Source organism: Bradyrhizobium sp. UFLA05-108 (assembly GCF_059803455.1).
Genome location: NZ_JBANAZ010000031.1, coordinates 63,770 through 87,014, shown reverse-complemented (window position 1 = coordinate 87,014; position 23,245 = coordinate 63,770). Strand labels below are relative to the sequence as shown.

The window sequence follows — 23,245 nt, the reverse complement described above, 5'->3', positions numbered from 1 at the left end:
GCAACGGAGCACCGCAACGGTGCCGCGGTGATCAAAAACACCGATCCAACAGGGGCGATCAATGTTCAATCTGGACACGTTCAATACGTATTCACGCGCTGTTGCGCTCGGTGCAGTTGCGATCACCGCGATCGCGTTTGCCGGCCCGGCACATGCCGCGCCCGTGCAACTCTTCCCCTTCTTCGCGCCGCCGCCCGGCTTTGCCGCGCCGCAGCCGCTGCAACCTTATCAGCCCTATCAGCCGGCGCCGTCCTATCAGAGCGCGCCGTCGGAGGATCAGGACAGCGTCGAGATGCCCGCCCGCTTCCGCCGCCAGGTCGTCGCTTACGCAACGCGCGAGGCGCCCGGCACCATCATCATCGATACGCCCAACACCTATCTCTATTACGTGCTCGGTAACGGCCAGGCCGTGCGCTACGGCATCGGCGTGGGCCGTGACGGCTTCACCTGGTCGGGCACCCAGTCGGTGACCAAGAAGGCGGAGTGGCCGGACTGGACCCCGCCGCCGGAGATGATCGCCCGCCAGCCATATCTTCCGCGCCACATGGCCGGCGGTCCCGGCAACCCGTTGGGGGCCCGTGCCATGTATCTCGGCGGCACCGTCTACCGCATCCACGGCACCAACGCCCCCGAGACGATCGGCAAGCACGTCTCCTCCGGCTGCATCCGCCTGACCAATGAAGACGTCACCGACCTCTACTCCCGCGTCAACGTCGGCACCAAGGTCGTCGTGCTTCCGATGACCGACCGCCGCGCGGACCTTGGCAGCGCAACGCGGTAAATGGCGAGACAAGATTTCTGCGACAAGAGGCCCCGGCGACACCGGGGCCTTTTTGCGTGTGCGCCAACGATCGCGGCTTCATCCTTCGAGACGCTCGCCTTCGGCGAGCTCCTCAGGATGAGGACTGAATGCGTGGCCGTCGCGCCCCACCGACTTCCTTCCATGGTCGAGGGGTTGTCCCGTCGGGACTTGCGCCAGTCCACGGACGCCAGTTAGCCTCATCCTGAGGAGACCGCGAAGCGGTCGTCTCGAAGGATGGGGCGGGCACGATGACAGACGGCGCGTACCTCTACATTCTCAAGTGTGCCGACGGCAGTTATTACATCGGCACGACGCGCACTGCGCTCGAGATCAGGATCGCGCAGCACAACGCCGGCACATTCGGCGGCTACACCTCCTCACGCAAGCCCGTGACGCTAGTCTATTCGCAATGGTTCGACCGGATCACGGACGCGATCGAATGCGAACGGAAGCTCAAGAAATGGAGTCGGGCTAAGAAGGAGGCCTTCATGCGCGGAGATTTCGCTGAACTTCAGAAACTAGCAGAGCGCAAGTCTCCTCATCCTTCGAGACGCCCGCCTTCGCGGGCTCCTCAGGATGAGGACTGAGTTCGCGGCAGCCTCCCTCGGCCGGGGAGTCGTGCCATGGCTTGCTCGTTGCGAACACTTGGCAGGACGTTCGCAGAACGTGAATCGGCCGGCGGCCTCAGCCGGCGCTCTTGCCCGCCGAGAGGGCGAGCACGCGGTCGACCATCTGGCCGGAGAGGCCGAGATAGTTCGCGGGATCGCAGTGGCGACGGATGGCATCGACGCCGCCGAGCGCTGCCACGATCTCGGGAACGCCGGACAGGATCTCGGCGAGATCGCCGCCGCCCTCGATCGCCTTGCGGCATGCATCGTAGACGACGTCATGCGCGTGTTGCCGGCCGAGTTTCGGCGCGGCGGCCATCATCACGGCTTCGGCGACGATGAGGCCGTGCGTCAGGCCGAGGTTTTCGCGCATACGATCGTCGTGCACGACCAGACCTGCCAGCATGAATTTCGCATTGGCAAGCGAGGATGCCGTGAGCAAGAAGCTCTCCGGCAGCGACACCCATTCGAGATGCCAGGGACCGGTTGCGCGCTCGAAATCGTGGATCATGCCGTCGAGCATGGTCGCGACGTGCTGGCGCACGGCCTTGGCCGCGGCGAGCATCAACTCGCTGGAGATCGGGTTGCGCTTCTGCGGCATGGTCGAGGAGGCGCCGCGGCCATGCACGAAAAGCTCCGAGAGCTCGCCGAACTCGGTCGCACACATCAGCATGACGTCGGTGGCGATCTTGCCGAGCGTGCCGGTGACGAGGCCGAGCAGCGTCACCGCTTCCGCAACGCCGTCGCGCGCCACGTGCCAGGTGATCGGCGGCTGGTTGAGGCCGAGCTCTTCGCAAAACAGGCGCTGCATCTCGAGGCCGCCATCGCCGACCGAGGCGAGTGTGCCGGCTGCGCCTGAAAACTCGCCGAGCAGGATGCGCGGCCGCGCCTGGTCGACGCGCTCGATGTGGCGGTCAATCGAGGACAGCCAGATCGCGACCTTATAGCCGAAGGTCACGGGAAGGGCCTGCTGGAGATGGGTGCGGCCAGCCATCGGCGTGTCGCGATGCTTGCGCGCGAGGTCGCCAAGGATCGTGCGCAGCTCCTTCAGGTCGCGCGCAACGATGTCGAGCGCGGCGCGGATCTGGAGCACGTTGGCGGTGTCCATGATGTCCTGCGTGGTCGCGCCCCAATGGACGTAGCGGCCGGCCTCGCCGGCGGCCTCGGAGAGCTGATGGACCAGCGGCAGGATCGGGTAGCCGACGATCGCGGTCTCGCGACGGAGCTTGTCGAAGTCGAGCTTGATGCTTCGGGAGACGGCATCGATCGCGGCCGCGGCGTCCTTCGGCACGACGCCGGCGCGGGCCTGGGCACGGGCGAGCGCAGCCTCGGTTTCCAGATAGCGGCCGATCAGCGCGTCATCCGAAAAAACCGCGCGCATCTCGGCGGTACCAAACATGTCGCGGAACAGCGCGGAATCGAAGACGGTGCTCGCCATGACGCTTCCTCTTTATTATGTTCGTACATAATCATATGTACGAACATAACGACGACGTCAAGAGGCCTTGCCTGGAGCCGCTGACTCACGTCCTCATGCCGGCCCTGGAGAGGTGCCTTGGAAACCAGATATGCCTTTGTCGCGAGGGAGTTGACGGAAGCGATCGCGAGCGGCCGCTATCCGGTCGGCTCGCTGCTACCCAACGAGCTCGACCTTGCCGAGCAGTTTTCGGTGAGCCGCTCGACCGTCCGGGCCGCCATGCGCGAGCTCCAGGCCATGGGCCTCGTCAGCCGCAGGAAAAGCGCCGGAACGCGCGTGGAGGCGACCAGCGCGCAACGCGCCGGCGGCGCATTCGCGCAGTCGCTCGGCTCGATCGAGGCGATCCAGCAATTCGGCGTCGAAACCGAGCGCGACATCCAGGAAATCGGAGAGACCGTGGCCGACAATGCGCTCGCCGCAAAGCTCGGCTGCAAGCCCGGAAGCCGCTGGCTGAGCATCTCGAGCCTGCGCCGCGTACCGGGCGAGCGCAGTGCGCCGCCGATCTGCTGGACCGACGTCTACATCGACGCATCGCTGTCGCAGAAGATCGCGCCGCGGCTCAAGCAGTATCGCGGCATCTTCGGCAACCTGATCGAGACCGTCACCGGCCGGCGCATCATCGAAATCCGGCAGGAGATCGCGGCATGCGGGCTGCCCGATCACGTCGCAGCCCCCCTCGTTGCAAGGCCGGGCGACCATGCGCTCGCAATCCGCAGGCAATATATGTTGAGCCCCGGCACGCTGGTGGAGATCTCGCTCAGCTATCATCCCGCCGACCGCTTTCAATATTCGACGCGGCTGACGCGCCATGACGACCCCGAGGCGTGATGCGATCGCGGCGGCGCAACGTGCCCGCGCGTCAGTATCGCCGCTCGACGTGGAACGATTTGGCCGTGATCAGCCAGGCATCGTGGATGCGGTGATATGAGAGATAATCGAGGTACTGAAGCGTATCGATCCGCACGCGCACCTTCACCACGGCCTGAACTGGTGACGCAAGATCGACCAACAGGACTTCCTGGAGCCGAGGGGCATTCTTCGACTGCGGTGACGGCGTCGACGCCAGTACCTTCCTGTAGTCGGGAGCAGGCAGTATCCGTAACTCGGCATCCCGGAATCCATGCAGCTGCGCACTGGGTGCGAAGACACGATCGAAATGCGACACGTCGTTATCATACATCAGCGTGAAGTAACGCTCGACGGCCCCCAGTAGGGGCGCAAGGATCGGGTCTTCGCTCATGATCACTCCTTCGGTAAAGGTCAGAGCAATCCATCCCACGGAAAGCTGAGGCATGTCCTTGCGAAGTGAGCTAGTGTCAGCTCCTCCGGCGCAACATTGTGCCCTCCTTGATCCAACAGGATGCGCTTCATGCCAAAATGCGAGCTGGATGCGATCGACCGGCGCATCGTTGCCGAACTCCAGACCAACGCACGACTGAGCAATATCGAGTTGGCCGGCAAGATCGGGCTGTCTCCCTCGCCTTGCCTGCGGCGGGTGCGGCGGCTGGAGCTGGACGGCTACATCGACGGCTACCGCGCCTCGTTGCGGCGCGGCCGCATCGGGCTGGGCTTCTCGGCCTTTCTCGGCGTCAAGATCAACGGCCACGCCAATGAACAGGCCCTCACGTTCGAGAAGACCGTCGTCGCGATGCCCGAGGTCGTGGCCTGTCACCTGGTCTCCGGCGACGTTGATTATCTCCTCGAGATCGTCGTTCCCGAGCTCGAAGACTACCAGCGCTTCCTGGTCGAAAAGCTGCTCAATCTGCCGATCGTGCGCGAGGTTCGCAGCAGCATCGCCATCCAGACCCTGAAGGCGGGCGCGCCTCTCCCCCTCTCGCACCTCGCATCGCCATGACACGGACAATTCTCGCCTATCGCGACAGCGCCGCAGACCTCCAGGGCGTTCTCGTAGCCGACGAGTCCGCAGCCAGCCGCCACGCCGGCGTGGTGCTGTTTCCCGATACGCGCGGCATCGGCACGCATGCGATCGCGCGTGCGGAGCAACTGGCTGCGCTCGGCTTCACCGTGCTGGTGGCAGACCTCTACGGCGGCGGCAAGACCGCGCCCGATGTGCCGCAGGCGATCGAGCTGATGAATGGCTTGCGTGCCGATACCGCGCGCTGGCGCGAGCGGGCCGAGGCGGCGCGCCTGGCGCTCGCCGGACAGGACGCCGTCGAGGCCACAAAACTCGCGGCGATCGGCTATTGCTTCGGCGGCAGCACCGCTCTCGAGCTGGCTCGGACCGGCGCCGATCTTGCGGCCGTCGTGAGCTTTCATGGCGGTTTCCCGAACAAGCGGCCGGAGGACGCCGCAAACATCAAGGCGAGAGTCCTGGTGTGTCACGGAGCGGCCGACGTGCTGGTCTCGCTGACGCAGCTTGCGAATTTTGCGCGCGACCAGCGTCGACTGGCAGGCCCAGGTCTATGGCGGCGCGGCGCATGGCTTCACCAACCCAGAGCTCGTTGGCGAAAGCGTGCCGAACCACGCCTATCATGCAGACGCGGATCGCCGCTCCTGGGCCGCGATGCTCGGCCTGTTCGAAGAGGTCTTTGCAACGGCGATGCGTTGAATTGGAGACGAAAGCGGGACATGCCATCAGCTCACCTCGACACTGCCGCCGTCAGACTGCTCACGCCAGCGGATGCCGCGAGCTATCGACAGATCAGGCTGGAGGCGCTCGAAGCGCATCCGGGGGCCTACTCCAGCGTGTTTGTGCGCGAGAGAGACATGGCGCTTTCCTGGTTCGAGGAGCGCCTCACGGCCTCTGACGTTTTTGGCGCCTTCATCGAACAGGAGTTGTGCGGCGTCGCCGGCTTTCGCCGGCAGGACGGGACGAAGACCGTGCACAAGGCGGTGCTCTGGGGCATGTATGTGCGGCCAGCGGCGCGCAGCTTCGGCGTGGGACGTCGCCTTGTCGACGCCGTCGTGGCGCATGCGGCGCAACGGGTCGAACAGCTTCAGTTGTCCGTCGTCAGCGACAACGAACCCGCCTTGCGTCTCTATACCAGCGCAGGGTTCATCGAATACGGTCGCGAACCGAAGGCGCTCAAGCAGGACGGCCGATATTTTGATGAGATCCTGATGAAGCTGTTCCTGGACGGGGGCACCGGATGAATGAACCGCAATTGAGAACCCTTCTCGACGGCGGCAAGTATTTCGAGGCCCCGCGCTGGCATGCGGGGCGGATCTGGTTCGTCGACTGCATGGCGCGTACCCTGCTCAGCATCGGACCATCGGGCGACCGCACGGAACATGCCACCTTCGACGACGTGCCTTGCGGCACCGGAGTTCTGCCGAATGGCAGGCTGGTGGTGCTGACCATGTTCCGCAAGCATCTCCTGGCCTATGCGGATAGTGAGCTCTCGCTTTATGCCGATCTATCCGGCATCGCCACCGGCACGATCGACGACATGATCGTCGACGGGCTCGGACGCGCCTATGTCGGCGATCTCGGCTTCAATCTTCCGCCGCCGCCCGAGCGCGGCGCCGACGGGCGCATCATCCTTGTGACGCCGGATGGCGGGACGCGCGTCGTCGCCGAAGGATTGCGCTTTCCTAACGGGATCGCGATCTCGGCCGATCACGACAGGCTCGTCGTCGCCGAGATGGACGGCGAATGCCTCGCCGACTACGGGATCGGCAGCGATGGCAGCCTGCATCCCCGCCGCCGCCTTGCCTGCGGGAAGGAGCCGGACGGCATCTGCCTCGACCGTGATGGCGCCGCCTGGGTCGCCTCCTATGGTGAAGACGCCTTCATCCGAATCGATCGCGATGGACGCGAGCGGCAGCGCATCAACGTTCCCGGACGCCGCGGCATTGCATGCGCACTTGGCGGCGCCGATCGCAGAACGCTGTTCTGCATCAGTGCGGCGACATCGCCGGAGGAACTGAGACAGGGGAAATCGTCGGCGCGGATCGATATGGTCGAAGTGGAGACGCCGGGATCGGGCTATCCTTAATCCATCACATCTTCGCGCCCGGCGCGCGCCGCCGCAATTCCACCCCATCGCTGCGCTCTAGCGCGGCCCTCACCTGCCCTGTAGACTCCCACGACGGGCGGTTCGGGGGATTGATGCGTCTGACGTTGAACTTGAAGACTATTTTGATCGCGGTCGCGGTGATCGCGGCGTCGTTTTTCGTGAGCCTGAAGGCCATGGACTGGCTGTCGCCGCGCAGCGCGGGAACGGCGCCCGCCGTCACGCAGTTGCCGCCGCTGCCGCCGGTCTCGAAGAGCTCGATCGTGGTGGCACCGGTTGCGATCGCGCTGTCGGCGATCCGCGAGGCCGCCGACCGGAGCGCGGCGCGCAATTTCAGCGGCAAGGCCGACAATCCGATCTCGCAGATCCTGCAGGACGCCGATATCGGCTGGACTGCTTCGCGCGGGCCGATTGCCGCGAGCGGCGACAAGGACGTGCTGACGCTGTCGACACCCCTGGCCGGCAAGCTCAACGTCACGGGATCGCTGTCCTCGAAAGCGACCGGCGCGCTCGGCGAGGCGCTCGGCAGCGTGCTCGGCAACAACGCCGCCAAGCAGATCGGCGCGGTCAACATCAAGAACTTGAATGCCAGCGCCGAGATCAAAGGCAACGTGGTCATCACCTCGCGCCCGAAACTTGCCGCCAACTGGCACCTCGAGCCCAATCTCGGTGCGCAGGTCAATCTCGGCGACACCAACCTTTCGGTCGCCGGCGCCAAGGTCAACGTGCCGGCGCAGGTCAAGCCGCTGATCGACAAGTCCGTCAACGATCAGCTCAACGTTGTCGCCGAGCGCATCCGCAACGATCCGAGCCTGCGCGAGAATGCGAAGGCGCAATGGATCAAGGCCTGCCGCTCGATGCCACTGCAAGGCTCGGGAGCCTCTGCCGCATTGCCGCCGCTCTGGCTGGAGATGAAGCCGATCCGTGCGATCGCAGCCCAGCCGCGCGTCGATGCGCAGGCCGTGACCCTGCTGCTCGGCATCGAGGCCGAGACCCGCGTCACCACAAGCCAGACCAAGCCCGAGTGCCCGTTTCCCGAGAAGATCTCGATCGTGCCGCCGACCGGCACCGGCGTGAGCATCGGCGTGCCGATCGACGTGCCCTTCACCGAGATCAACAAGCTCATCGCGGCTCAGATGGTCGGCCATGCCTATCCGGAAGACGGCTCGGGTCCGGTCGATGTCACCGTCAAGAGCGTCAACGTGATCCCGTCGGGCGACCGGCTGTTGATCTCGCTTCTGGTGAGCGCCAAGGAGAAGAAGAGCTGGTTCGGCCTGGGTGCCGAGGCAACCGTACATATCTGGGGGCGGCCGATGCTCGACCAGGCGCAGCAGACACTGCGGCTCGCTGACATCCAGCTCGCGGTGGAGTCCGAGGCCGCGTTCGGGCTCCTTGGTGCCGCGGCGCGCGCGGTGGTGCCGCATTTGCAGCAGGCGCTGGTGCAGAAGACGACGCTCGACCTCAAGCCGATCGCGGCGAACGCGCGTGACAAGATCGCCGCCGCGATCGCCGACTACCAGAAGGCCGAGGACGGCCTGCGCGTCGAAGCCAATGTCGACAGCCTGACGCTCACCGACATCACCTTCGATTCCAAGACGCTCCGCATCATCGCGGAAGCCGGCGGCTCGCTGAATGTGTATGTGACGAAGCTCCAGGGGATGTGAGGCGCTGGTGCCCATCGTCATTCCGGGGCGCGCGATAGCGAGAGCCCCGAATGACGGAACAGGCCCCTTCCCTTTTTGCATCCGGCCATGACCGGGATCGCTTAGCTGCGGCCGCTGATTGCCGCTAGAACCATTCCCGTGAATAAGCCCAAAGAATAACGCTCAGGGAGAACAACCATGCATAAACTGTTTGCCGCGGTCGCGGCGTCCGTCGCCCTCGCGGCCAGCGGCGGCGCCGCGCAGGCGCAGATTTCCAACGACGTCGTCAAGATCGGCGTGCTCACGGATATGTCGAGCCTCTATGCGGACGCCACCGGCAAGGGCTCGCTCGCCGCGGTGCAGATGGCCGTCGCCGATTATGGCGGCAAGGTCGCCGGCAAGCCGGTCGAGGTGGTCGCCGCCGACCATCAGAACAAGCCCGACGTCGGCGTCAACATCGCGCGCAACTGGTACGACAACGAGAAGGTCGATGCGATCTTCGACGTGCCGACCTCATCCGTAGCGCTGCCGATCTCCGCGCTGACGCGGGAGAAAAACAAGATCAACATCAATTCCGGCGGCGGCTCGTCCGACATCACGGGCGCCCAATGCTCGCCCAACACGGTGCACTGGACCTATGACACCTACGCGCTGTCGAACGTCGCAGGCAAGGCGATGGTGAAGCGCGGCGAGGACACCTGGTTCTTCGTCACCGCCGACTACGCCTTCGGCCAGGCGCTGGAGCGCGACGCCGCCAACGTCGTGAAGGAGAGCGGCGGCAAGGTGCTCGGCGACGTCCGCCATCCGCTCAACTCTTCCGACTTCTCCTCCTTCCTGCTCCAGGCACAGGCCTCCAAGGCCAAGGTGGTGGCGCTGGCCAATGCCGGCGGCGACACCACCAACGCGCTGAAGCAGGCGTCCGAGTTCGGCCTCACGCAAGGCGGCCAGAAGATGATCGCACTATTGCAGGAAATCACCGACACGCGCTCGCTCGGCATCAAGGCGACGCAGGGCCTGATCGTCACCGATGCCTTCTATTGGGACATGAACGACGAGACGCGTGCCTTCTCAAAACGCTTCAACGACAAGGTCGGGCACATGCCGACCATGATCCAGGCCGGACTCTATTCGGCGACCATGCACTATCTGAAGGCGATCGAGGCCATCAAGACCGACGATGCCCCGAAGGTGATGGAGCAGATGCGCGCCACCCCGATCAACGACTTCTTTGCCAAGAACGGCAAGATCCGCATCGACGGCCGCATGGTCCACGACATGTATCTGTTCGAGGTCAAGAAGCCCGAGGAATCCAAGGGCGAGTGGGACCTGTACAAGCTGATCGCCACCGTGCCGGGCGACGAGGCGTTCCGTCCGCTCGACAAGGGCGGCTGCCCGCTGGTGGGGCACTAGGCCGATTGGAGGCGCGATCCGCGACGCTAGGGAACGGCCAATCCTCATCCTGAGGAGCTTGCGAAGCAAGCGTCTCGAAGGATGAAGGCCCCGCTGGTGGCCTCGCCCTTCGAGACGCCGCTACGCGGCTCCTCAGGGTGAGGGGCGATATCCACGTAAGGAGATACACGACAACGCGCCCGGACAAACCGGGCGCGTTGCGTTTGAACGTCAACTGAGCCGCACTACTCGGAGTACTTGAACTCCGGCATCTTCTTCAGATCGTCCTTTGTCGCGTTGAACACGGCGTGGTCCGGGTACCACTTCGACGTCGATGACGCGGCGGCAGGCGCGGTGCTCGGCGCGGCGCCCGTGGTCGTGCTCGCTGGCGGGCTGCCAGGCGGCTTGGTGTTGCTGGCTGTGCCGCTGTAGGATACCGGCTCGGTCGAGAACTTCACCTTGTCGAACGGAACGGCGACAAGGTGCTCGCCCATGCCGAGGAAGCCGCCGACGCCGAGCACGACGAGCTTGATGTTGCCACTCTTGTCCATCAACAGATCGTTGATCGAGCCGACGCTCTCATTGGCGTCGTTGTAGACCTTCAAGCCCACCACCTTCGACGCGCGCCAGTCACCCGAGGCCGTTGTCGTTGTCGTCGTCGTGGCGGCCGCGTTCGGTGCCTTGTCGGTAGTGGTCGTCGGATTCTGGGCGAACGCGACGGTTGCAAGCAGCGCGGAACCGGCAAGGCCGGCCGCGATCGATTTGATCAACATGGTGTCCTCTCCTTCATCGAAAACTTGTGTGGAGAGAACCACGCACGTCGTCCGACAGTTCCAAACCTGCGGCAATTTCGTCGCACGTTTCGCGCGTGTTGCATCACGAAGCAGGTTCCGCAACGAGAAGATTTTGAATCGAACACGAAGGCCATGCACAGTTCCCCGCCGACTCGTCGCGCGCCCTGGGAGACGCGTGAGAGACGACGGGGACTGCGCCGACCTGGCGTCGCGGTCAGGTCTTGTAGTCGATGAGCAGTGCGGAGATCTGCGAGCTGCTCGACGAGCTGTTCGCATTTCCGGAAGCGCCGTAGGACGACGTCGACGACGATATCGATTGCTGGAGCGCCTGGAGGAATTGCTGGAGGATCTCGGCGGTGGTCGTGCCGTCGCTCGAGGTGCTGCTGGTCGAATCCGTCGAGGAGCTGGACGAGGCCGACGAGCTGTCGTCCGGCGGCGGGCCGGGCGGCGGTCCGCCCGCGCCTCCCGGACCACCCGCACCGCCCGGGCCGTTGGCGAAGGCGGACTGGAACACGCCCTTCAACTCGGTGGCCTGGTCGGAGGTCAGCGTACCGTTCGAGACCTCGTTGGCGATAAGGTCGTCGATCTTCGACTTCATGTCCTCCGGCGAGGATGTGGTGCCGCTGGACGTATCGCTCGAGCGGCTCTGCTGGATCGCCGAATCGATATCGGTGAGCGCGGTCGACAGCGCGGATTGATCCGACGAGGAGATCGTGCCGGCGGAGACCTCGGACTGCAATTCCTGCTGCAAGCGCTGCAGCGGCGACTGGTAGGTGCCGGCGGAGGCCGCCGAGATCGAAGTCATGATGGCTCCGTGGGTTTTGCGGGGTTCCTTAACTGACGGCGTCACGGTATGGTTAATGGGCTTAACGAGACCTTGCCGTCCCCCTTTCAAGACGTTGCCGGACGTTGCGGAAAGCGCCTTTAGAAACATCCGGAAACAAAAAACTTCGCCCTTCAGACCGAATCTCCGACAAACAGAGCACATGGCCATTCCTTCGCCCAACATCCTGGTCGTCGAGGACGACCGCGAAACCCGGACGTTGATTGCGAAATATCTGCGCAACAACGCCTGCAACGTCACCGCCGTCAGCGACGGCCGCGAGATGACGCGCGCGATGGCCGACCATCGCGTCGACCTGATCATCCTCGACGTCATGCTGCCCGGCGAGGACGGCTTAAGCCTCTGCCGCAAGGTGCGCTCGGAGGCGCAGACGCCGATCATCATGCTGACCGCGCGCGGCGAGGACGTCGATCGCATCGTCGGGCTCGAGATGGGCGCGGACGACTACCTGCCGAAACCGTTCAATCCGCGCGAGCTCCTGGCGCGCATCAACGCGGTGCTGCGCCGGCAGGCTGCGGCGCAGGCCGCCAGCTCGATCGAAGGCGCGAGCACGCTGGCCTTCGAGGGCTGGCGCATCGACCTGCGGCTGCGCGAGTTGCGCAACCCCGACGGCGCGCGCGTCGCGATGACGAGCGCGGAGTTCGACCTGCTGCGCACCTTCTGCGAGCGGCCCGGCCGCGTGCTGTCGCGTGACAGCCTTCTGGACCTCACGCAGGGCCGCGCCACCGGCTCGTTCGAGCGCTCCATCGACGTGCTGGTCAGTCGCATCCGCCGCAAGATCGAACCCAACCCGCAGGATCCCACCATCATCAAGACGGTGCGCTCGGGCGGCTATCTGTTCACGCCGAGGACGGAAGCGGTTGCGGCGCCCCTGAACAGCTGATCTCGAGCGCCCCGCCATGAGTTTGTTCGGGTTCTTCCATCTCAGGAGCATCGGCGGACAGATCGCCGCCCTCGTTGTGGCGTCGATCATCGCGCTTCATTTGATCCTGACCGCCAGCTTCCTGATCAGCCGGCCGGACCGCGCCGAGATGCCGCCCGACGGCGCGCATCACCTCGCGGATGCCGCACTGCTGCTCGGCGGCGCCGCAAGCGAGGAGCGGCCGCGGCTGCTTGCCGACATCGCCCGCGCGTTCCCGAAGCTTGATCTCGAGGTGCTCGCACCCGGCACGGCCACAGTCGTCGAGGACACCGAAGGTCCGCATCTGCATGGCATGCGCCGGCATCTCGGCCATGGCTACAAGGTGATGACGCTCGCGCCTGAAGGCGGCGTGCATCGCCTCGGAGTCGAATTGCCCGACGGCACGACGATCGCCGGGCACGTCGAACCTGATCATCCGCCGCGCTTCTGGGCCAATCCCTGGACGATCACGCTGCTATTCGCGCTGATCAGCGTCACCATGCTGGGCCTGTGGGCAGCGCATGCGCTCGCTCGCCCGCTGTCATCCTTTGCGCGCGCCGCCGAAGGCTTCAGCCTGGACGGCACCGCCGAGCCGCTGCCCGAGCGCGGGCCCGAGGAGATCCGCTCGGTCGCGCGCGCGCTCAACCGCATGCAGGAGCGGATCGCGGGACTGATGGCCGACCGGACCAAGATGCTGGCGGCGATCAGCCATGACCTACGCACGCCGATCACGCGGCTGCGCCTGCGCGCCGAGTTCATCGAGGACGAGACGCATCGCAAGCGCATGCTGGTCGACCTCGACCAGATGCGGGCGATGCTGGAATCGGTGCTCTCGCTGCTGCGCAACGACCGCAGGATGGAGGCGGTGACGCTGGTCGACATCGCAAGCACGCTGCAGCTGATCGCCGACCAGTTCGCCGACATGGGTCATACCGTGCATTACGACGGCCCCGCGCAGGCTACCGCCGCGGCGCGTCCAGACGACCTGCATCGCGGCATCACCAACCTCGTCGAGAACGCGGTGCGCTTCGGCGCCGAGGTGACGATCCGCCTCGAGGTCTCCGGTACCACGCTCACCATCGATGTCGAGGACGACGGCCCCGGCATTTCCGACGAGCGCAAGCAGGAGATGCTGGAGCCGTTCGTGCGCGGCGACGACGCGCGCAACATGGACGACACCACCGGCTTCGGGCTCGGGCTGTCGATCGCACGTGCGATCGCGGTCGCCCATGGCGGCGAGCTGTCGCTGCACGATCGCCAGCCGAACGGCCTGACCGTGCGCATGCAGCTGCCGATCTGGCAACCGAACCGCCTGGCGGCGTGATAGCCACCTCTCCCCAGCGGGGAGAGGTGTAAGGAGATCATGCGCGCAGCTTCAGGCGGCGAGCGCGTGCTCGTGAACCGGCTCGTCGTAGATCGCGATCGCCTCGAAGCGATAGCCGCAGGCGCGGCATTTCCAGAGATAGGAGACCCGGCCATTGCCCGGCTCGATCCAGTCGGGGTGCGCGATCGGCGTGCCGCATTGCGCGCATGGGTTTTGCCTGGGAATCTCGCCGATGTCCGATTGGATCAGGTCAGAGTGAGTCAGGTCTGATTGCATCAAATCTGATCTGGTCATGACACCTCTCCCGATGCGTGTTTCTTATATGTTGTTGGGCAGATGCGCGAATGGACAGGTCCGCTGTCGCGTGCGGCCCCAGTCTGTTGCACCTCACCTGCAGCGAACTTAACGCATGTTTAAGTCGTAAAGACGACGGCGCGACCGAAATCTTTGACGGCGGCGTTTCGCCACATCATCGCCGTGTTCCACAGGCCTAACGCGAGCGGACGCAGGTCAATTCGACCGAGAGATGTTCGATGAAAACTTTAATCGTTGCCGCCGCAATCGCGGCTGGACTGTCATTGCCTCACGCTGCAGTCGCGGGCGAAGCGGAATATGCCGAGATGGTTGCGGCGCACGCGCGCGCGAACGGCGTGCCGGAGGCGCTGGTACATCGCGTCATCGTGCGTGAAAGCCGCTATCAGCCGCATCTGATCGGCCATGGCGGCACGATCGGGCTGATGCAGATCAAGCTCGCGACCGCGCGCGGCGTCGGCTACACCGGGGATGCTGCCGGCCTGCGCGATCCCGAGACCAATCTCACCTATGCCGTGAAATATCTCGCCGGCGCTTATCGCGCCGCCAATGGCGATTACGGCCGAGCTATTCGTTATTATGCAGGCGGCTATTACTACGCCGCAAAGCAGCAGCGGATGCAGATGGCGCAGCAGGGCGATGCGTTCGGCAATGCCTGGCTCGAGCCGAACGGCAATCCGCAGCCCATCATGTCCGCCCCACACAAGCGTGTGGCACGAAACCTCGCCAACGCAAGGGCGCAGGCCCGGAAGTAGCTTTCGTGTCCCGGACGCGCTGCAGCGTGAAACGCTGCTGCGCAGGGCCGGGACCCAGCAGTTCCCTCCTTGTGGGGCCCGGCTCTGCGGCGCACCGCTGCCGCGTTGCGTCCGGGGCACGATTGGGGATACCACGTTGACACACAGCGTCACTGGCATACATTAGCGCCGTTCCGAGGGGTGCTCCGAGGAGGAGCTGAGATACCGCTAAATGGGTGGGAACACCCAGGACCGCGGTGACCCTTTGAACCTGATCCGGGTCATGCCGGCGAAGGGACAGGGATGTACCAGACGACCAAACGACCGGATTCACCGGTTTCCATTATCGGCGCAGGCATCGCGGGGGCCTGGCAGGCGCTGTTGTTCGCGCAGGCTGGCCACGCCGTCACTCTGCATGAGCGCAGTGACGCGGCCATGACGGACGCCACCAGCCACTGGGCCGGCGGCATGCTCGCGCCGTATTGCGAGGCCGAGGTGGCCGAGCCCATCATCAGCCGGCTTGGCCTGCGCTCCCTCGACATCTGGCGGCGCGAGCTGCCGGATACCCCGTTCAACGGCTCGCTGGTCGTGGCGCTCCCGCGCGAGCGCAACGACTTCGAGCGCTTTGCGAGGATGACTGAGGGCCATCAGCGGCTCGACGCCGCCGGCCTTGCCGCGCTCGAGCCGTCACTTGAGGGACGTTTCCGCGAGGCGCTGTTCTTCCCGACCGAGGGCCATGTCGAGCCGCGCCGCGTGCTGCCAAAGCTGCACGAGCGCATCCGCGCCGCCGGCGGCACCATCAAGTTTTCCAGCGACGTCAGCGCCGGGGATCTCGACGGCATCGTGATCGACTGCCGCGGGCTTGCCGCGCGAGAGGAACAATCGGAGTTGCGCGGCGTCAAGGGCGAGATGATCCTGATCGAGACCAGCGAGGTGCAGCTCGCCCGCCCGGTCCGGCTGATCCATCCACGCTGGCCGCTCTACGTGATCCCGCGCGAGGCCGGCCTGTTCATGCTCGGCGCGACCTCGATCGAGGCCGAGGACACCGGCGTCAGCGTCCGCTCGGCGCTGGAGCTGCTCGGCGCGGCCTATGCGGTGCATCCCGCTTTCGGCGAAGCCCGCATCGTCGAATTCGGCTCCGGTCTTCGTCCAGCCTTTCCAGACAATCTGCCGCGCATCGGCGTTCGCGGCGACAGGATCGCCGTCAACGGGCTTTACCGTCATGGCTTCCTGCTCGCGCCGGCACTCGCCGAGCTGACGCTCGCCTACATCGAGCGCGGCCAGATCGACAATGAGGTGATGCAATGCGCGTGATCGTCCAATGCGTTTGATCATCAACGGCGAGCAACGCGAGGTAAACTCAGTGAGCGTCGACGCGCTGCTCACCGAGCTCGACTACGAGGGCACGCATTTCGCGATAGCGCTCAATTACGACGTGGTACCGAAAAGCCGCTGGGCCGAGGCGAGCCTCAGGGACGGCGACGAGATCGAGATCATCACGCCGCGGCAGGGAGGGTGATGGGATGATGGCCAACTCACCCCACACTCCGCTGTCATCGCCCGGCTTGACCGGGCGATCCAGTACGCCGCGGCCTCTCGGTTCTAGCCGCGCCGCCTCTGGAATACTGGATCCCCGCCTTCGCGGGGATGACAGCTGCATGAGGGGAACGACCGACCGTCACATCAAAGCCCCGTGGTTATGGGTCCCTGCCTTCGCCAGGACGACAGCGTCAATTGAGGAGACACCTTCGACATGGTGACCTTCTACGGCAAATCCTTCGCCTCCCGCCTGCTGATCGGCAGCGCGCTCTATCCCTCGCCGGCGATCATGCAGGCGGCGATCCGCGCATCGGGCTCGAACATCGTCACCGTGTCGTTGCGCCGCGAGGCCGCGGGCGGCAAGACGGGCGATGCCTTCTGGAACCTGATCCGCGAGCTCGACGTCACGGTGCTGCCGAACACCGCCGGCTGCCGCAGCGTGCGCGAGGCAGTGACCACCGCAAAGCTCGCGCGTGAATTGTTCGGCACCAGCTGGATCAAGCTGGAGGTGATTGCCGACAACGACACGCTCCAGCCCGACGTCATCGGCCTGGTTGAAGCCGCCGCCATCCTGATCAAGGACGGCTTTGAAGTCTTCCCCTATTGCACCGAGGATCTCTCCGTCGCGAACCGGCTGGTCGACGCCGGCTGCAAGGTGGTGATGCCGTGGGCAGCGCCAATCGGCAGCGCCAAGGGCATCACCAACCGCGACGCGCTAAAACTGCTGCGCGAGCGGCTGCCCGACATCACGCTGGTCGTCGATGCCGGCATCGGCGCGCCGAGCCACGCGGCGCATGCGCTCGAACTCGGCTATGACGCCGTGCTGCTCAACACCGCGATCGCCAAAGCCGCCGATCCCGTGGCGATGGCGAACGGCTTCCGCCTCGGCGTCGAGGCCGGCCGCACCGCTTATGAAGCCGGGCTGATGGACGCCCGCGACTTCGCCTCCCCGTCAACCCCTGTCGTTGGGACCCCGTTCTGGCATGCCGTATCCTGATCGCAACGCGTATCCTGATCCCTTCTACGCCGTCGTCGACAGCCTCGCCTGGGTCGAGCGCCTGGCCAAGCTCGGCGTCGGCACGATCCAGCTCCGCGCCAAGAATCTCAACGACGCCGAAGCGCTCCAGATCGTCAGCGATGCGCTCGCGGTGACGAAAGACACGCCAGCCAGGCTCGTCGTGAACGATTATTGGCGCGCGGCGATCGTCGCGGGCGCAAAGCATCTGCATCTCGGCCAGGAGGACCTGGTCGACGCCGACCTCAAGGCCATCCGCGATGCCGGCCTGACGCTCGGCATCTCCACCCATGACGATGCGGAGCTTGCGACGGCGCTTGACGCGCAGCCCGACTATGTCGCGCTGGGCCCGATCTTCTTCACCACGCTGAAATCGATGCGCTTCGAACCGCAGGGCATTCCAAAGATCACCGAATGGAAGAAGCGCGTCGGCACCATCCCGCTGGTTGCGATCGGCGGCATCAAGTTCGAGCATGCCGCGGAGATCTTTGCAGCGGGCGCGGATTCCATTGCCGTCGTCAGCGATGTCACGCAAAACGCCGACCCCGATGCCCGGGTCAAACAATGGCTTGGGCTCAGTAGCAAGGAGGCTGCGTGATGCCCTCTTTCCGAGCCCTCGCACCCCACACTCCGCCGTCATCGCCCGACTTGATCGGGCGATCCAGTACGCCGCGGCCTCTCCGTATCCCATCGCCGCCTCTGGAATACTCGATCCCCGCTGGAGCCTGTCATCGGGCTCGCCGAAGGCGAGACCCGGTGGCGGGGATGACAGCGGTATTTGTCTCTCGCGCAGCGATGCCAACGAATCAGTAAGGAGGATCCCATGAACATCCGCTCCAACCCCGACAAGACCATCCCCGCCGTCACCACCGGCCCGCTGCCCTCCTCGCGAAAAATCTTCGCCTCCCCGGAAGCCGCGCCCGATCTGCGCGTGCCGCTCCGCGAGATCATCCTCTCGGAAGGCGCCGGCGAGCCGAACCTGCCGGTCTACGACACCTCCGGCCCCTACACCGATCCGAGCGTGACGATCGATGTCAACGCCGGCCTTGCCCGCAACCGCAAGGCCTGGGTGCTGGAGCGCGGCGGCGTCGAGGAATATGAGGGCCGCACGATCAAGCCGGAGGACAATGGCGGCGTCTCCACCGACAAGGCCGCGCGCGCCTTCTCCGCCTACCACAAGCCGCTGCGCGGCCTCGACGGCCACAAGATCACGCAGCTCGAATTCGCCCGCGCAGGCATCATCACCAAGGAGATGATCTACGTTGCCGCACGCGAAAACCTCGGCCGCAAGCAGCAGCTCGAGCGCGCCGAGCAAGCGCTGGCCGATGGCGAAAGCTTCGGCGCAGCGGTGCCGGCTTTCATCACGCCGGAGTTCGTTCGTTCAGAGATCGCGCGCGGCCGCGCCATCATCCCGAGCAACATCAATCACAGTGAGCTCGAGCCGATGATCATCGGCCGCAACTTCCTCACCAAGATCAACGCCAATATCGGCAACTCGGCCGTGACCTCGTCGGTCGAGGAGGAGGTCGAGAAGATGGTGTGGGCGATCCGCTGGGGCGCCGACACCGTGATGGACCTCTCGACGGGCCGCAACATTCACACCACGCGCGAATGGATCCTGCGCAACTCGCCGGTGCCGATCGGCACTGTGCCGATCTACCAGGCGCTGGAGAAGTGCAACGGCGATCCGGTGCAGCTCACCTGGGAGCTCTACAAGGACACGCTGATCGAGCAGTGCGAGCAAGGCGTCGACTACTTCACGATCCACGCCGGCGTGCGCCTGCAATACATCCACCTCACCGCCAACCGCGTCACCGGCATCGTGTCGCGCGGCGGCTCGATCATGGCGAAGTGGTGCCTGGCGCATCACAAGGAGAGTTTTCTTTACACCCACTTCGACGAAATTTGCGACTTGATGCGCAAATATGATGTCTCCTTCTCGTTGGGCGATGGATTGCGTCCGGGCTCGATCGCCGACGCGAACGACCGCGCGCAATTTGCCGAACTGGAAACGCTCGGCGAACTGACAAAAATCGCGTGGGACAAGGGCTGCCAGGTCATGATCGAAGGCCCCGGCCACGTGCCGATGCACAAGATCAAGATCAACATGGACAAGCAGCTCAAGGAGTGCGGCGAGGCGCCGTTCTACACGCTTGGACCGCTGACCACCGACATCGCGCCGGGCTATGACCACATCACGTCAGGCATCGGTGCCGCCATGATCGGCTGGTTCGGCTGCGCCATGCTCTGCTACGTCACGCCGAAGGAGCATCTCGGCCTGCCCGACCGCAACGACGTCAAGACCGGCGTCATCACCTACAAGATCGCCGCGCACGCCTCTGATCTCGCCAAGGGCCACCCGGCCGCCCAGCTTCGCGACGACGCGCTCTCGCGCGCCCGTTTCGAATTCCGCTGGACCGATCAGTTCAACCTCGGCCTCGACCCCGACACCGCAAAAAGCTTCCACGACGAGACCCTGCCGAAGGAAGCCCACAAGGTCGCGCACTTCTGCTCGATGTGCGGCCCAAAGTTCTGCTCGATGAAGATCACGCAGGACGTGCGGGATTACGCGGCGACGTTGAACGATCCGAACAGCGTGGGGATGTCCGTGGCCGGTACCATCGAAGACGGCATGGCCAAGATGAGCGAGAAGTTCAAGGAGATGGGGAGCAACGTGTATCTGGATGCGGAGAAGGTGAAGGAGAGTAACCGGGCGTTGTGATGCGCTCCACTCCCTATCCGGGCTTGCCCCGGGCAACCTTCGACAGTGAAGAAGCCGGGCGAAAGCCCGGCTTTCTATTTGACGCCCGCAGAGAAGCACCCAAGCGACAGCGAGCGCAGCCTCAGCTCAAGGAAGCCAATTCACGCGCGAGATTGTCGCGGGCGCGGCGATCATATATCGCGGCGAAGCCTGCATCGGGATAGATAACGGGGCGGGCGGCGAACTGGCTAAGCACCCTGGCGCGGCCGGCGCGATAGTCGGGATCGCTGACATGGATGAACTCCTGCCGGATGGCGGCGGCATAGGCGTCGTAGCGCGCAGGTTCTGCACCGAGGATGCTGAGGTCGATCGAGATCAGGATCGCTCCAAGGCGATCATCCGCCTCGACCTCGTGCGTTTTCGTCAGGCGGATCAAGCGGCCGACCTCGTGGCTGATATCGGCGCCGACGTGCCCTTCGGCCAGTTGCGCGCTGAGCTCTTCGTTATCCGACCGGGTCGGATCGTAGACAACGTCGTGCCACCAGATCGCTTCGGACAAAATCTCGCGCTCGGCCGCAGACAGACCGTCCACCCCTGCGAGCGCTGCAAGACAGTCCTCGATATGCGCGAGGTTATGATAGTGGCGGCCAGGTGCCGCATAGGCGGCCACCAATTCTTCGCGGATCATCGCAAGCTCTTATTCGTCGAACAGTTCGTTGAACAGCGCTTTCGCCCGTTCGCGTCCCTCGTCCGTGAACACGACAGACTTTACCTTGCCGACGGGGTCGAGGATCATCCCCCTGTCATGCAGGCGGCCGAGCACGTCCCAATCCATGCCCTTCCATGCACGATAGTCATCGTGCAGAGTCAAATAAAGCAACGCCAACGCCGCGCCGTCGATCTTGTCGTTATTGATGGCCATCTTGAACCTCTCACGGAGCGATGCTGATGTGATTCTATTCGGCAAAATGCAATGCGCAATGGCCCCTGCACCGCGCCATATGCGGTGCAATTGAACCAACTCATTGACCCGACTGAGATGCCCGACAGCAACTCCGACCGCCTCCCCGATCAGTTCCGCCCCAACCTCCGCCTCGTCTTCGTCGGCACCGCCGCCAGCACGCGCTCAGCCAGCCTCGGGCACTATTACGCCCATCCCGGCAACCGCTTCTGGCGCACCCTCCACGAGACCGGCATTACACCACGGCTCTATCAACCCAGCGAGTTCGCCGCACTGCTCGCGCTCGGGATCGGCTTCACCGATCTCTCCAAGTCGGGTGCGGGAATGGATCACCAGATCCCGGCAGCCTCGATCGACGTGGCGGGGTTTCGGATCAAGATGGAGCGGTATCGTCCGAAGACGATTGCCTTCACCAGCAAGAAGGCTGCGAGCTTGTTCTACGGAAAGCCGTCCGCAATGATTTCGCTGGGAGGCAGCAGGCTGCCGGGCAATTTCCCGACGTGTTCGTGCTCGCCTCTCCGTCCGGCGCTGCGTCCGGTAGTTGGACGTTGCAGCCCTGGCGCGAGCTTGCGGCGTGGGTCGCTGCGCTCCACGCTCCGACCTCATCCTGAGGAGACCGCGAAGCGGTCGTCTCGAAGGATGGCCACGGGCGATAGCGTGGCCTTCATGGTTCGAGACGGCGCTACGCGCCTCCTCACCATGAGGTTCTGAAACCATGACGGACCCCCACGCCGGACGCCCCCCATTGCTTCCGCCGCAAAGCCCTTGCATGCTGCTTCCGTAGAACAATGGGGAGCGCCACCCATGCTGACCCTCTATTCCTACCCCGAACTGTTCGGTGTCGCCGACAACAACGGCTACGGCCTCAAGGTCTACGCCTTCCTGAAGCTAGCCGGCGTGCCGTTCGTGCACGAGCACGTATTCGATGCGTCCGCCGCGCCACGCGGGCAGTTGCCCTATGTCGTCGATGACGGCGAGACGATCGGCGACAGCGAGACCATCATCTCGCACGCAATCGGGAAATATCGCCTGACCATCGACGCCGGCCTGTCACCGGAGCAGCGCCGGACCAATCTCCTCGTCACGCGCATGTTGGATGATCTCTACTGGGTGATGTCCTATTCGCGCTGGAAGGACGAGCGCTACGTCCAGGCGTTTTGCGATGCATTCATGGTGCAGCATCCGAAAGTGAATGCCGAGGGGCTGGAGAAGGCGAAGGCCTACAACGCGCAGCGCTATTATTATCAGGGGATCGGCCGCTACACGCCGGAGCAGGCCTATGCGCGCGGGCTCGCGGATCTTGAGGTGTTGGCCGAGATCGTGCCAGCGCAGGGTTTCGTGCACGGGGCGGCGCCGACCAGCGTCGATGCCGGCATCTATGGCTTTCTCGCCAACATCCACTTCTTCCCGATCCCGACGCCGCTGAAGGCCTTCGTCGATGCGCACGAGAATCTCGTCACGCATTGCGAGCGGATTCATGCGGCGGTCAGTTCGTAGGCGGGCAAAGCGACTTGTCCGCCGTAGCTCGAAGAGCGAAGGCGGAAGCGTGCCCACCACTTCTGCCTCGGTCAAGGAAAGATGGTGGGCACGGCGCTTCGCGCCTTTGCCCGCCCTACAACCCAGCCCCCTACCGCATCGTGATCGCAAGACCGCTGAGGTCCGCGTTCGCCATCAGGCCGACTTGCGTGCCGGAGAGCTCAAGCACCGCGCCCTTCTGGTTGGTGAGCACGATGGCCCTAGCGCCGGCACCCACCGCAAGGCCGGCACCGGCGGCGCCGTAGACGCCGGCGACATCCGAGGGACGGAAGATGTTGGAGACGCGGCCGCGCAGCACGGTCCTGGAGCCGCCGAACACAAGGCCGTAGTCGAGGCCGCCGGTCGAGAGCGGATAGGAGCGGCCGCGGAAGTTCAGGACGCCCGACCCGCCCGAGCCGCCGATGATCCAGCCCGCCTTGTAGATCGTCAGCGTCACGAAGCCGCTGTCGGCCTGCGCGGCGGTGGAGAGGCCCGCGAAAGCGGCGATGGCGACCAGCGCGGCGCGGAGGGTGGATGAGAACTTCATGAGCGGCTCCGAAAAATGTTTGGCAACGGAAAGCGAATCAGGACGCGCGAATTTACCCGATCGATCGCGGCGGCAAAATGTTCGGCAGGCGACAGCAGGAGGCACCGCGCGCACGCCCCTCCCCGCTTGCTCCACATGCTCCCTCTCCAGTTCGGGGCTCCG

25 protein-coding genes, 1 pseudogene and 1 riboswitch are annotated in these 23,245 nt (G+C 64.7%); of the genes and pseudogenes, 18 read left to right on the top strand and 8 right to left on the bottom strand.

Annotation, left to right across the window (positions count from 1 at the left end; genetic code table 11):
* Positions 1-61 precede the first annotated feature (61 nt).
* Together SO140_RS22980 and SO140_RS22975 are read left to right on the top strand one after the other, a co-directional pair.
* Positions 62-781 carry a L,D-transpeptidase gene (locus tag SO140_RS22980; RefSeq protein ID WP_449381825.1) on the top strand — a complete coding sequence of 240 codons (720 nt, stop codon included), beginning with the start codon at positions 62-64 and terminating at the stop codon, positions 779-781.
* A 269-nt stretch (positions 782-1,050) separates the two neighbouring features.
* The gene (locus SO140_RS22975; RefSeq protein ID WP_449381826.1) at positions 1,051-1,389 is read left to right on the top strand and encodes a GIY-YIG nuclease family protein; all 339 of its coding nucleotides are present in this window, start codon (positions 1,051-1,053) and stop codon (positions 1,387-1,389) included.
* A gap of 97 nt (positions 1,390-1,486) precedes the next feature.
* Here SO140_RS22975 and pcaB read toward each other — a convergent pair whose 3' ends face one another.
* A complete protein-coding gene (gene pcaB, locus SO140_RS22970) occupies positions 1,487-2,848 on the bottom strand; it encodes a 3-carboxy-cis,cis-muconate cycloisomerase (RefSeq protein WP_449381827.1) in 1,362 nt (453 codons plus the stop codon).
* Positions 2,849-2,965: 117 nt separating this feature from the next.
* Between pcaB and SO140_RS22965 the strand changes: the two genes are divergently transcribed.
* Positions 2,966-3,715, top strand: coding sequence for a GntR family transcriptional regulator (locus tag SO140_RS22965; RefSeq protein ID WP_449381828.1), 750 nt, complete (start codon positions 2,966-2,968; stop codon positions 3,713-3,715).
* A gap of 31 nt (positions 3,716-3,746) precedes the next feature.
* Here SO140_RS22965 and SO140_RS22960 read toward each other — a convergent pair whose 3' ends face one another.
* Positions 3,747-4,127: a nuclear transport factor 2 family protein gene (locus SO140_RS22960; protein ID WP_449381829.1), complete on the bottom strand. Its 381-nt coding sequence runs from the start codon at positions 4,125-4,127 to the stop codon at positions 3,747-3,749.
* A gap of 129 nt (positions 4,128-4,256) precedes the next feature.
* Between SO140_RS22960 and SO140_RS22955 the strand changes: the two genes are divergently transcribed.
* The 5 genes from SO140_RS22955 to SO140_RS22935 all read left to right on the top strand — a co-directional run bounded on the left by SO140_RS22955 (position 4,257) and on the right by SO140_RS22935 (position 9,917).
* The gene (locus tag SO140_RS22955; protein WP_449381830.1) at positions 4,257-4,742 is read left to right on the top strand and encodes an Lrp/AsnC family transcriptional regulator; all 486 of its coding nucleotides are present in this window, start codon (positions 4,257-4,259) and stop codon (positions 4,740-4,742) included.
* Complete coding sequence (locus SO140_RS22950; protein WP_449381831.1) at positions 4,739-6,001, top strand: GNAT family N-acetyltransferase; 1,263 nt, start codon at positions 4,739-4,741, stop codon at positions 5,999-6,001. Before SO140_RS22955 ends, SO140_RS22950 begins: the two co-directional genes overlap by 4 nt.
* Entirely contained in the window at positions 5,998-6,846 is an 849-nt protein-coding gene (locus tag SO140_RS22945; RefSeq protein WP_449381832.1) for an SMP-30/gluconolactonase/LRE family protein, read from the top strand. The genes SO140_RS22950 and SO140_RS22945 overlap by 4 nt, the downstream gene beginning before the upstream one ends.
* Positions 6,847-6,959: 113 nt before the next feature.
* The gene (locus SO140_RS22940; RefSeq protein ID WP_449381833.1) at positions 6,960-8,528 is read left to right on the top strand and encodes a DUF4403 family protein; all 1,569 of its coding nucleotides are present in this window, start codon (positions 6,960-6,962) and stop codon (positions 8,526-8,528) included.
* A 177-nt stretch (positions 8,529-8,705) separates the two neighbouring features.
* The gene (locus tag SO140_RS22935; RefSeq protein ID WP_449381834.1) at positions 8,706-9,917 is read left to right on the top strand and encodes an ABC transporter substrate-binding protein; all 1,212 of its coding nucleotides are present in this window, start codon (positions 8,706-8,708) and stop codon (positions 9,915-9,917) included.
* 224 nt (positions 9,918-10,141) lie between these two features.
* Here SO140_RS22935 and SO140_RS22930 read toward each other — a convergent pair whose 3' ends face one another.
* Positions 10,142-10,669, bottom strand: a complete 528-nt coding sequence (locus tag SO140_RS22930) for a PRC-barrel domain-containing protein (RefSeq protein ID WP_449381835.1) — start codon at positions 10,667-10,669, stop codon at positions 10,142-10,144.
* A 235-nt stretch (positions 10,670-10,904) separates the two neighbouring features.
* On the bottom strand, positions 10,905-11,495 hold the full coding sequence (locus SO140_RS22925; RefSeq protein WP_449381836.1) for a hypothetical protein: 591 nt from the start codon (positions 11,493-11,495) through the stop codon (positions 10,905-10,907).
* A gap of 181 nt (positions 11,496-11,676) precedes the next feature.
* On the opposite strand from SO140_RS22925, the gene SO140_RS22920 reads away from it, so the two are divergent.
* Both SO140_RS22920 and SO140_RS22915 read left to right on the top strand, forming a co-directional pair.
* On the top strand, positions 11,677-12,417 hold the full coding sequence (locus SO140_RS22920) for a response regulator (RefSeq protein ID WP_027522390.1): 741 nt from the start codon (positions 11,677-11,679) through the stop codon (positions 12,415-12,417).
* 16 nt (positions 12,418-12,433) lie between these two features.
* Positions 12,434-13,759 carry an ATP-binding protein gene (locus tag SO140_RS22915; RefSeq protein ID WP_449381837.1) on the top strand — a complete coding sequence of 442 codons (1,326 nt, stop codon included), beginning with the start codon at positions 12,434-12,436 and terminating at the stop codon, positions 13,757-13,759.
* 51 nt (positions 13,760-13,810) lie between these two features.
* Here the strand turns inward: SO140_RS22915 and SO140_RS22910 are convergent, their stop codons facing one another.
* Positions 13,811-14,053, bottom strand: a complete 243-nt coding sequence (locus SO140_RS22910; RefSeq protein ID WP_449381838.1) for a hypothetical protein — start codon at positions 14,051-14,053, stop codon at positions 13,811-13,813.
* A 239-nt stretch (positions 14,054-14,292) separates the two neighbouring features.
* Here SO140_RS22910 and SO140_RS22905 point away from each other — a divergent pair, with 239 nt between their 5' ends.
* The 6 genes from SO140_RS22905 (at position 14,293) to thiC (ending at position 20,081) form a co-directional block, all read left to right on the top strand.
* A complete protein-coding gene (locus SO140_RS22905; RefSeq protein WP_449381839.1) occupies positions 14,293-14,826 on the top strand; it encodes a transglycosylase SLT domain-containing protein in 534 nt (177 codons plus the stop codon).
* 166 nt (positions 14,827-14,992) lie between these two features.
* Positions 14,993-15,121, top strand: a riboswitch (TPP riboswitch).
* On the top strand, positions 15,109-16,119 hold the full coding sequence (locus tag SO140_RS22900) for an FAD-dependent oxidoreductase (protein ID WP_449381840.1): 1,011 nt from the start codon (positions 15,109-15,111) through the stop codon (positions 16,117-16,119). (Overlaps the previous riboswitch by 13 nt.)
* Before the next feature lie 7 nt (positions 16,120-16,126).
* Positions 16,127-16,324 carry a sulfur carrier protein ThiS gene (gene thiS / locus SO140_RS22895; protein WP_449381841.1) on the top strand — a complete coding sequence of 66 codons (198 nt, stop codon included), beginning with the start codon at positions 16,127-16,129 and terminating at the stop codon, positions 16,322-16,324.
* Between the two features lie 234 nt (positions 16,325-16,558).
* The gene (locus tag SO140_RS22890; protein ID WP_449381842.1) at positions 16,559-17,341 is read left to right on the top strand and encodes a thiazole synthase; all 783 of its coding nucleotides are present in this window, start codon (positions 16,559-16,561) and stop codon (positions 17,339-17,341) included.
* Positions 17,328-17,957, top strand: coding sequence for a thiamine phosphate synthase (locus tag SO140_RS22885; RefSeq protein WP_449381843.1), 630 nt, complete (start codon positions 17,328-17,330; stop codon positions 17,955-17,957). Before SO140_RS22890 ends, SO140_RS22885 begins: the two co-directional genes overlap by 14 nt.
* Before the next feature lie 225 nt (positions 17,958-18,182).
* Entirely contained in the window at positions 18,183-20,081 is a 1,899-nt protein-coding gene (gene thiC / locus SO140_RS22880; RefSeq protein WP_449381844.1) for a phosphomethylpyrimidine synthase ThiC, read from the top strand.
* A gap of 121 nt (positions 20,082-20,202) precedes the next feature.
* Here the strand turns inward: thiC and SO140_RS22875 are convergent, their stop codons facing one another.
* Together SO140_RS22875 and SO140_RS22870 are read right to left on the bottom strand one after the other, a co-directional pair.
* Positions 20,203-20,748 (bottom strand): HD domain-containing protein, encoded by a 546-nt coding sequence (locus SO140_RS22875; RefSeq protein WP_449381845.1) that lies wholly within the window; start codon positions 20,746-20,748, stop codon positions 20,203-20,205.
* Positions 20,749-20,757: 9 nt separating this feature from the next.
* Positions 20,758-20,982 carry a DUF6429 family protein gene (locus SO140_RS22870; protein WP_449381846.1) on the bottom strand — a complete coding sequence of 75 codons (225 nt, stop codon included), beginning with the start codon at positions 20,980-20,982 and terminating at the stop codon, positions 20,758-20,760.
* A 117-nt stretch (positions 20,983-21,099) separates the two neighbouring features.
* Between SO140_RS22870 and SO140_RS22865 the strand changes: the two are divergent.
* Both SO140_RS22865 and SO140_RS22860 read left to right on the top strand, forming a co-directional pair.
* Positions 21,100-21,632, top strand: a pseudogene (locus SO140_RS22865) (mismatch-specific DNA-glycosylase).
* A gap of 193 nt (positions 21,633-21,825) precedes the next feature.
* A complete protein-coding gene (locus tag SO140_RS22860; protein WP_449381847.1) occupies positions 21,826-22,518 on the top strand; it encodes a glutathione S-transferase family protein in 693 nt (230 codons plus the stop codon).
* 130 nt (positions 22,519-22,648) lie between these two features.
* On the opposite strand, the gene SO140_RS22855 is transcribed toward SO140_RS22860, so the two are convergent.
* The gene (locus tag SO140_RS22855) at positions 22,649-23,083 is read right to left on the bottom strand and encodes a hypothetical protein (protein WP_449381848.1); all 435 of its coding nucleotides are present in this window, start codon (positions 23,081-23,083) and stop codon (positions 22,649-22,651) included.
* Positions 23,084-23,245: the final 162 nt, after the last annotated feature.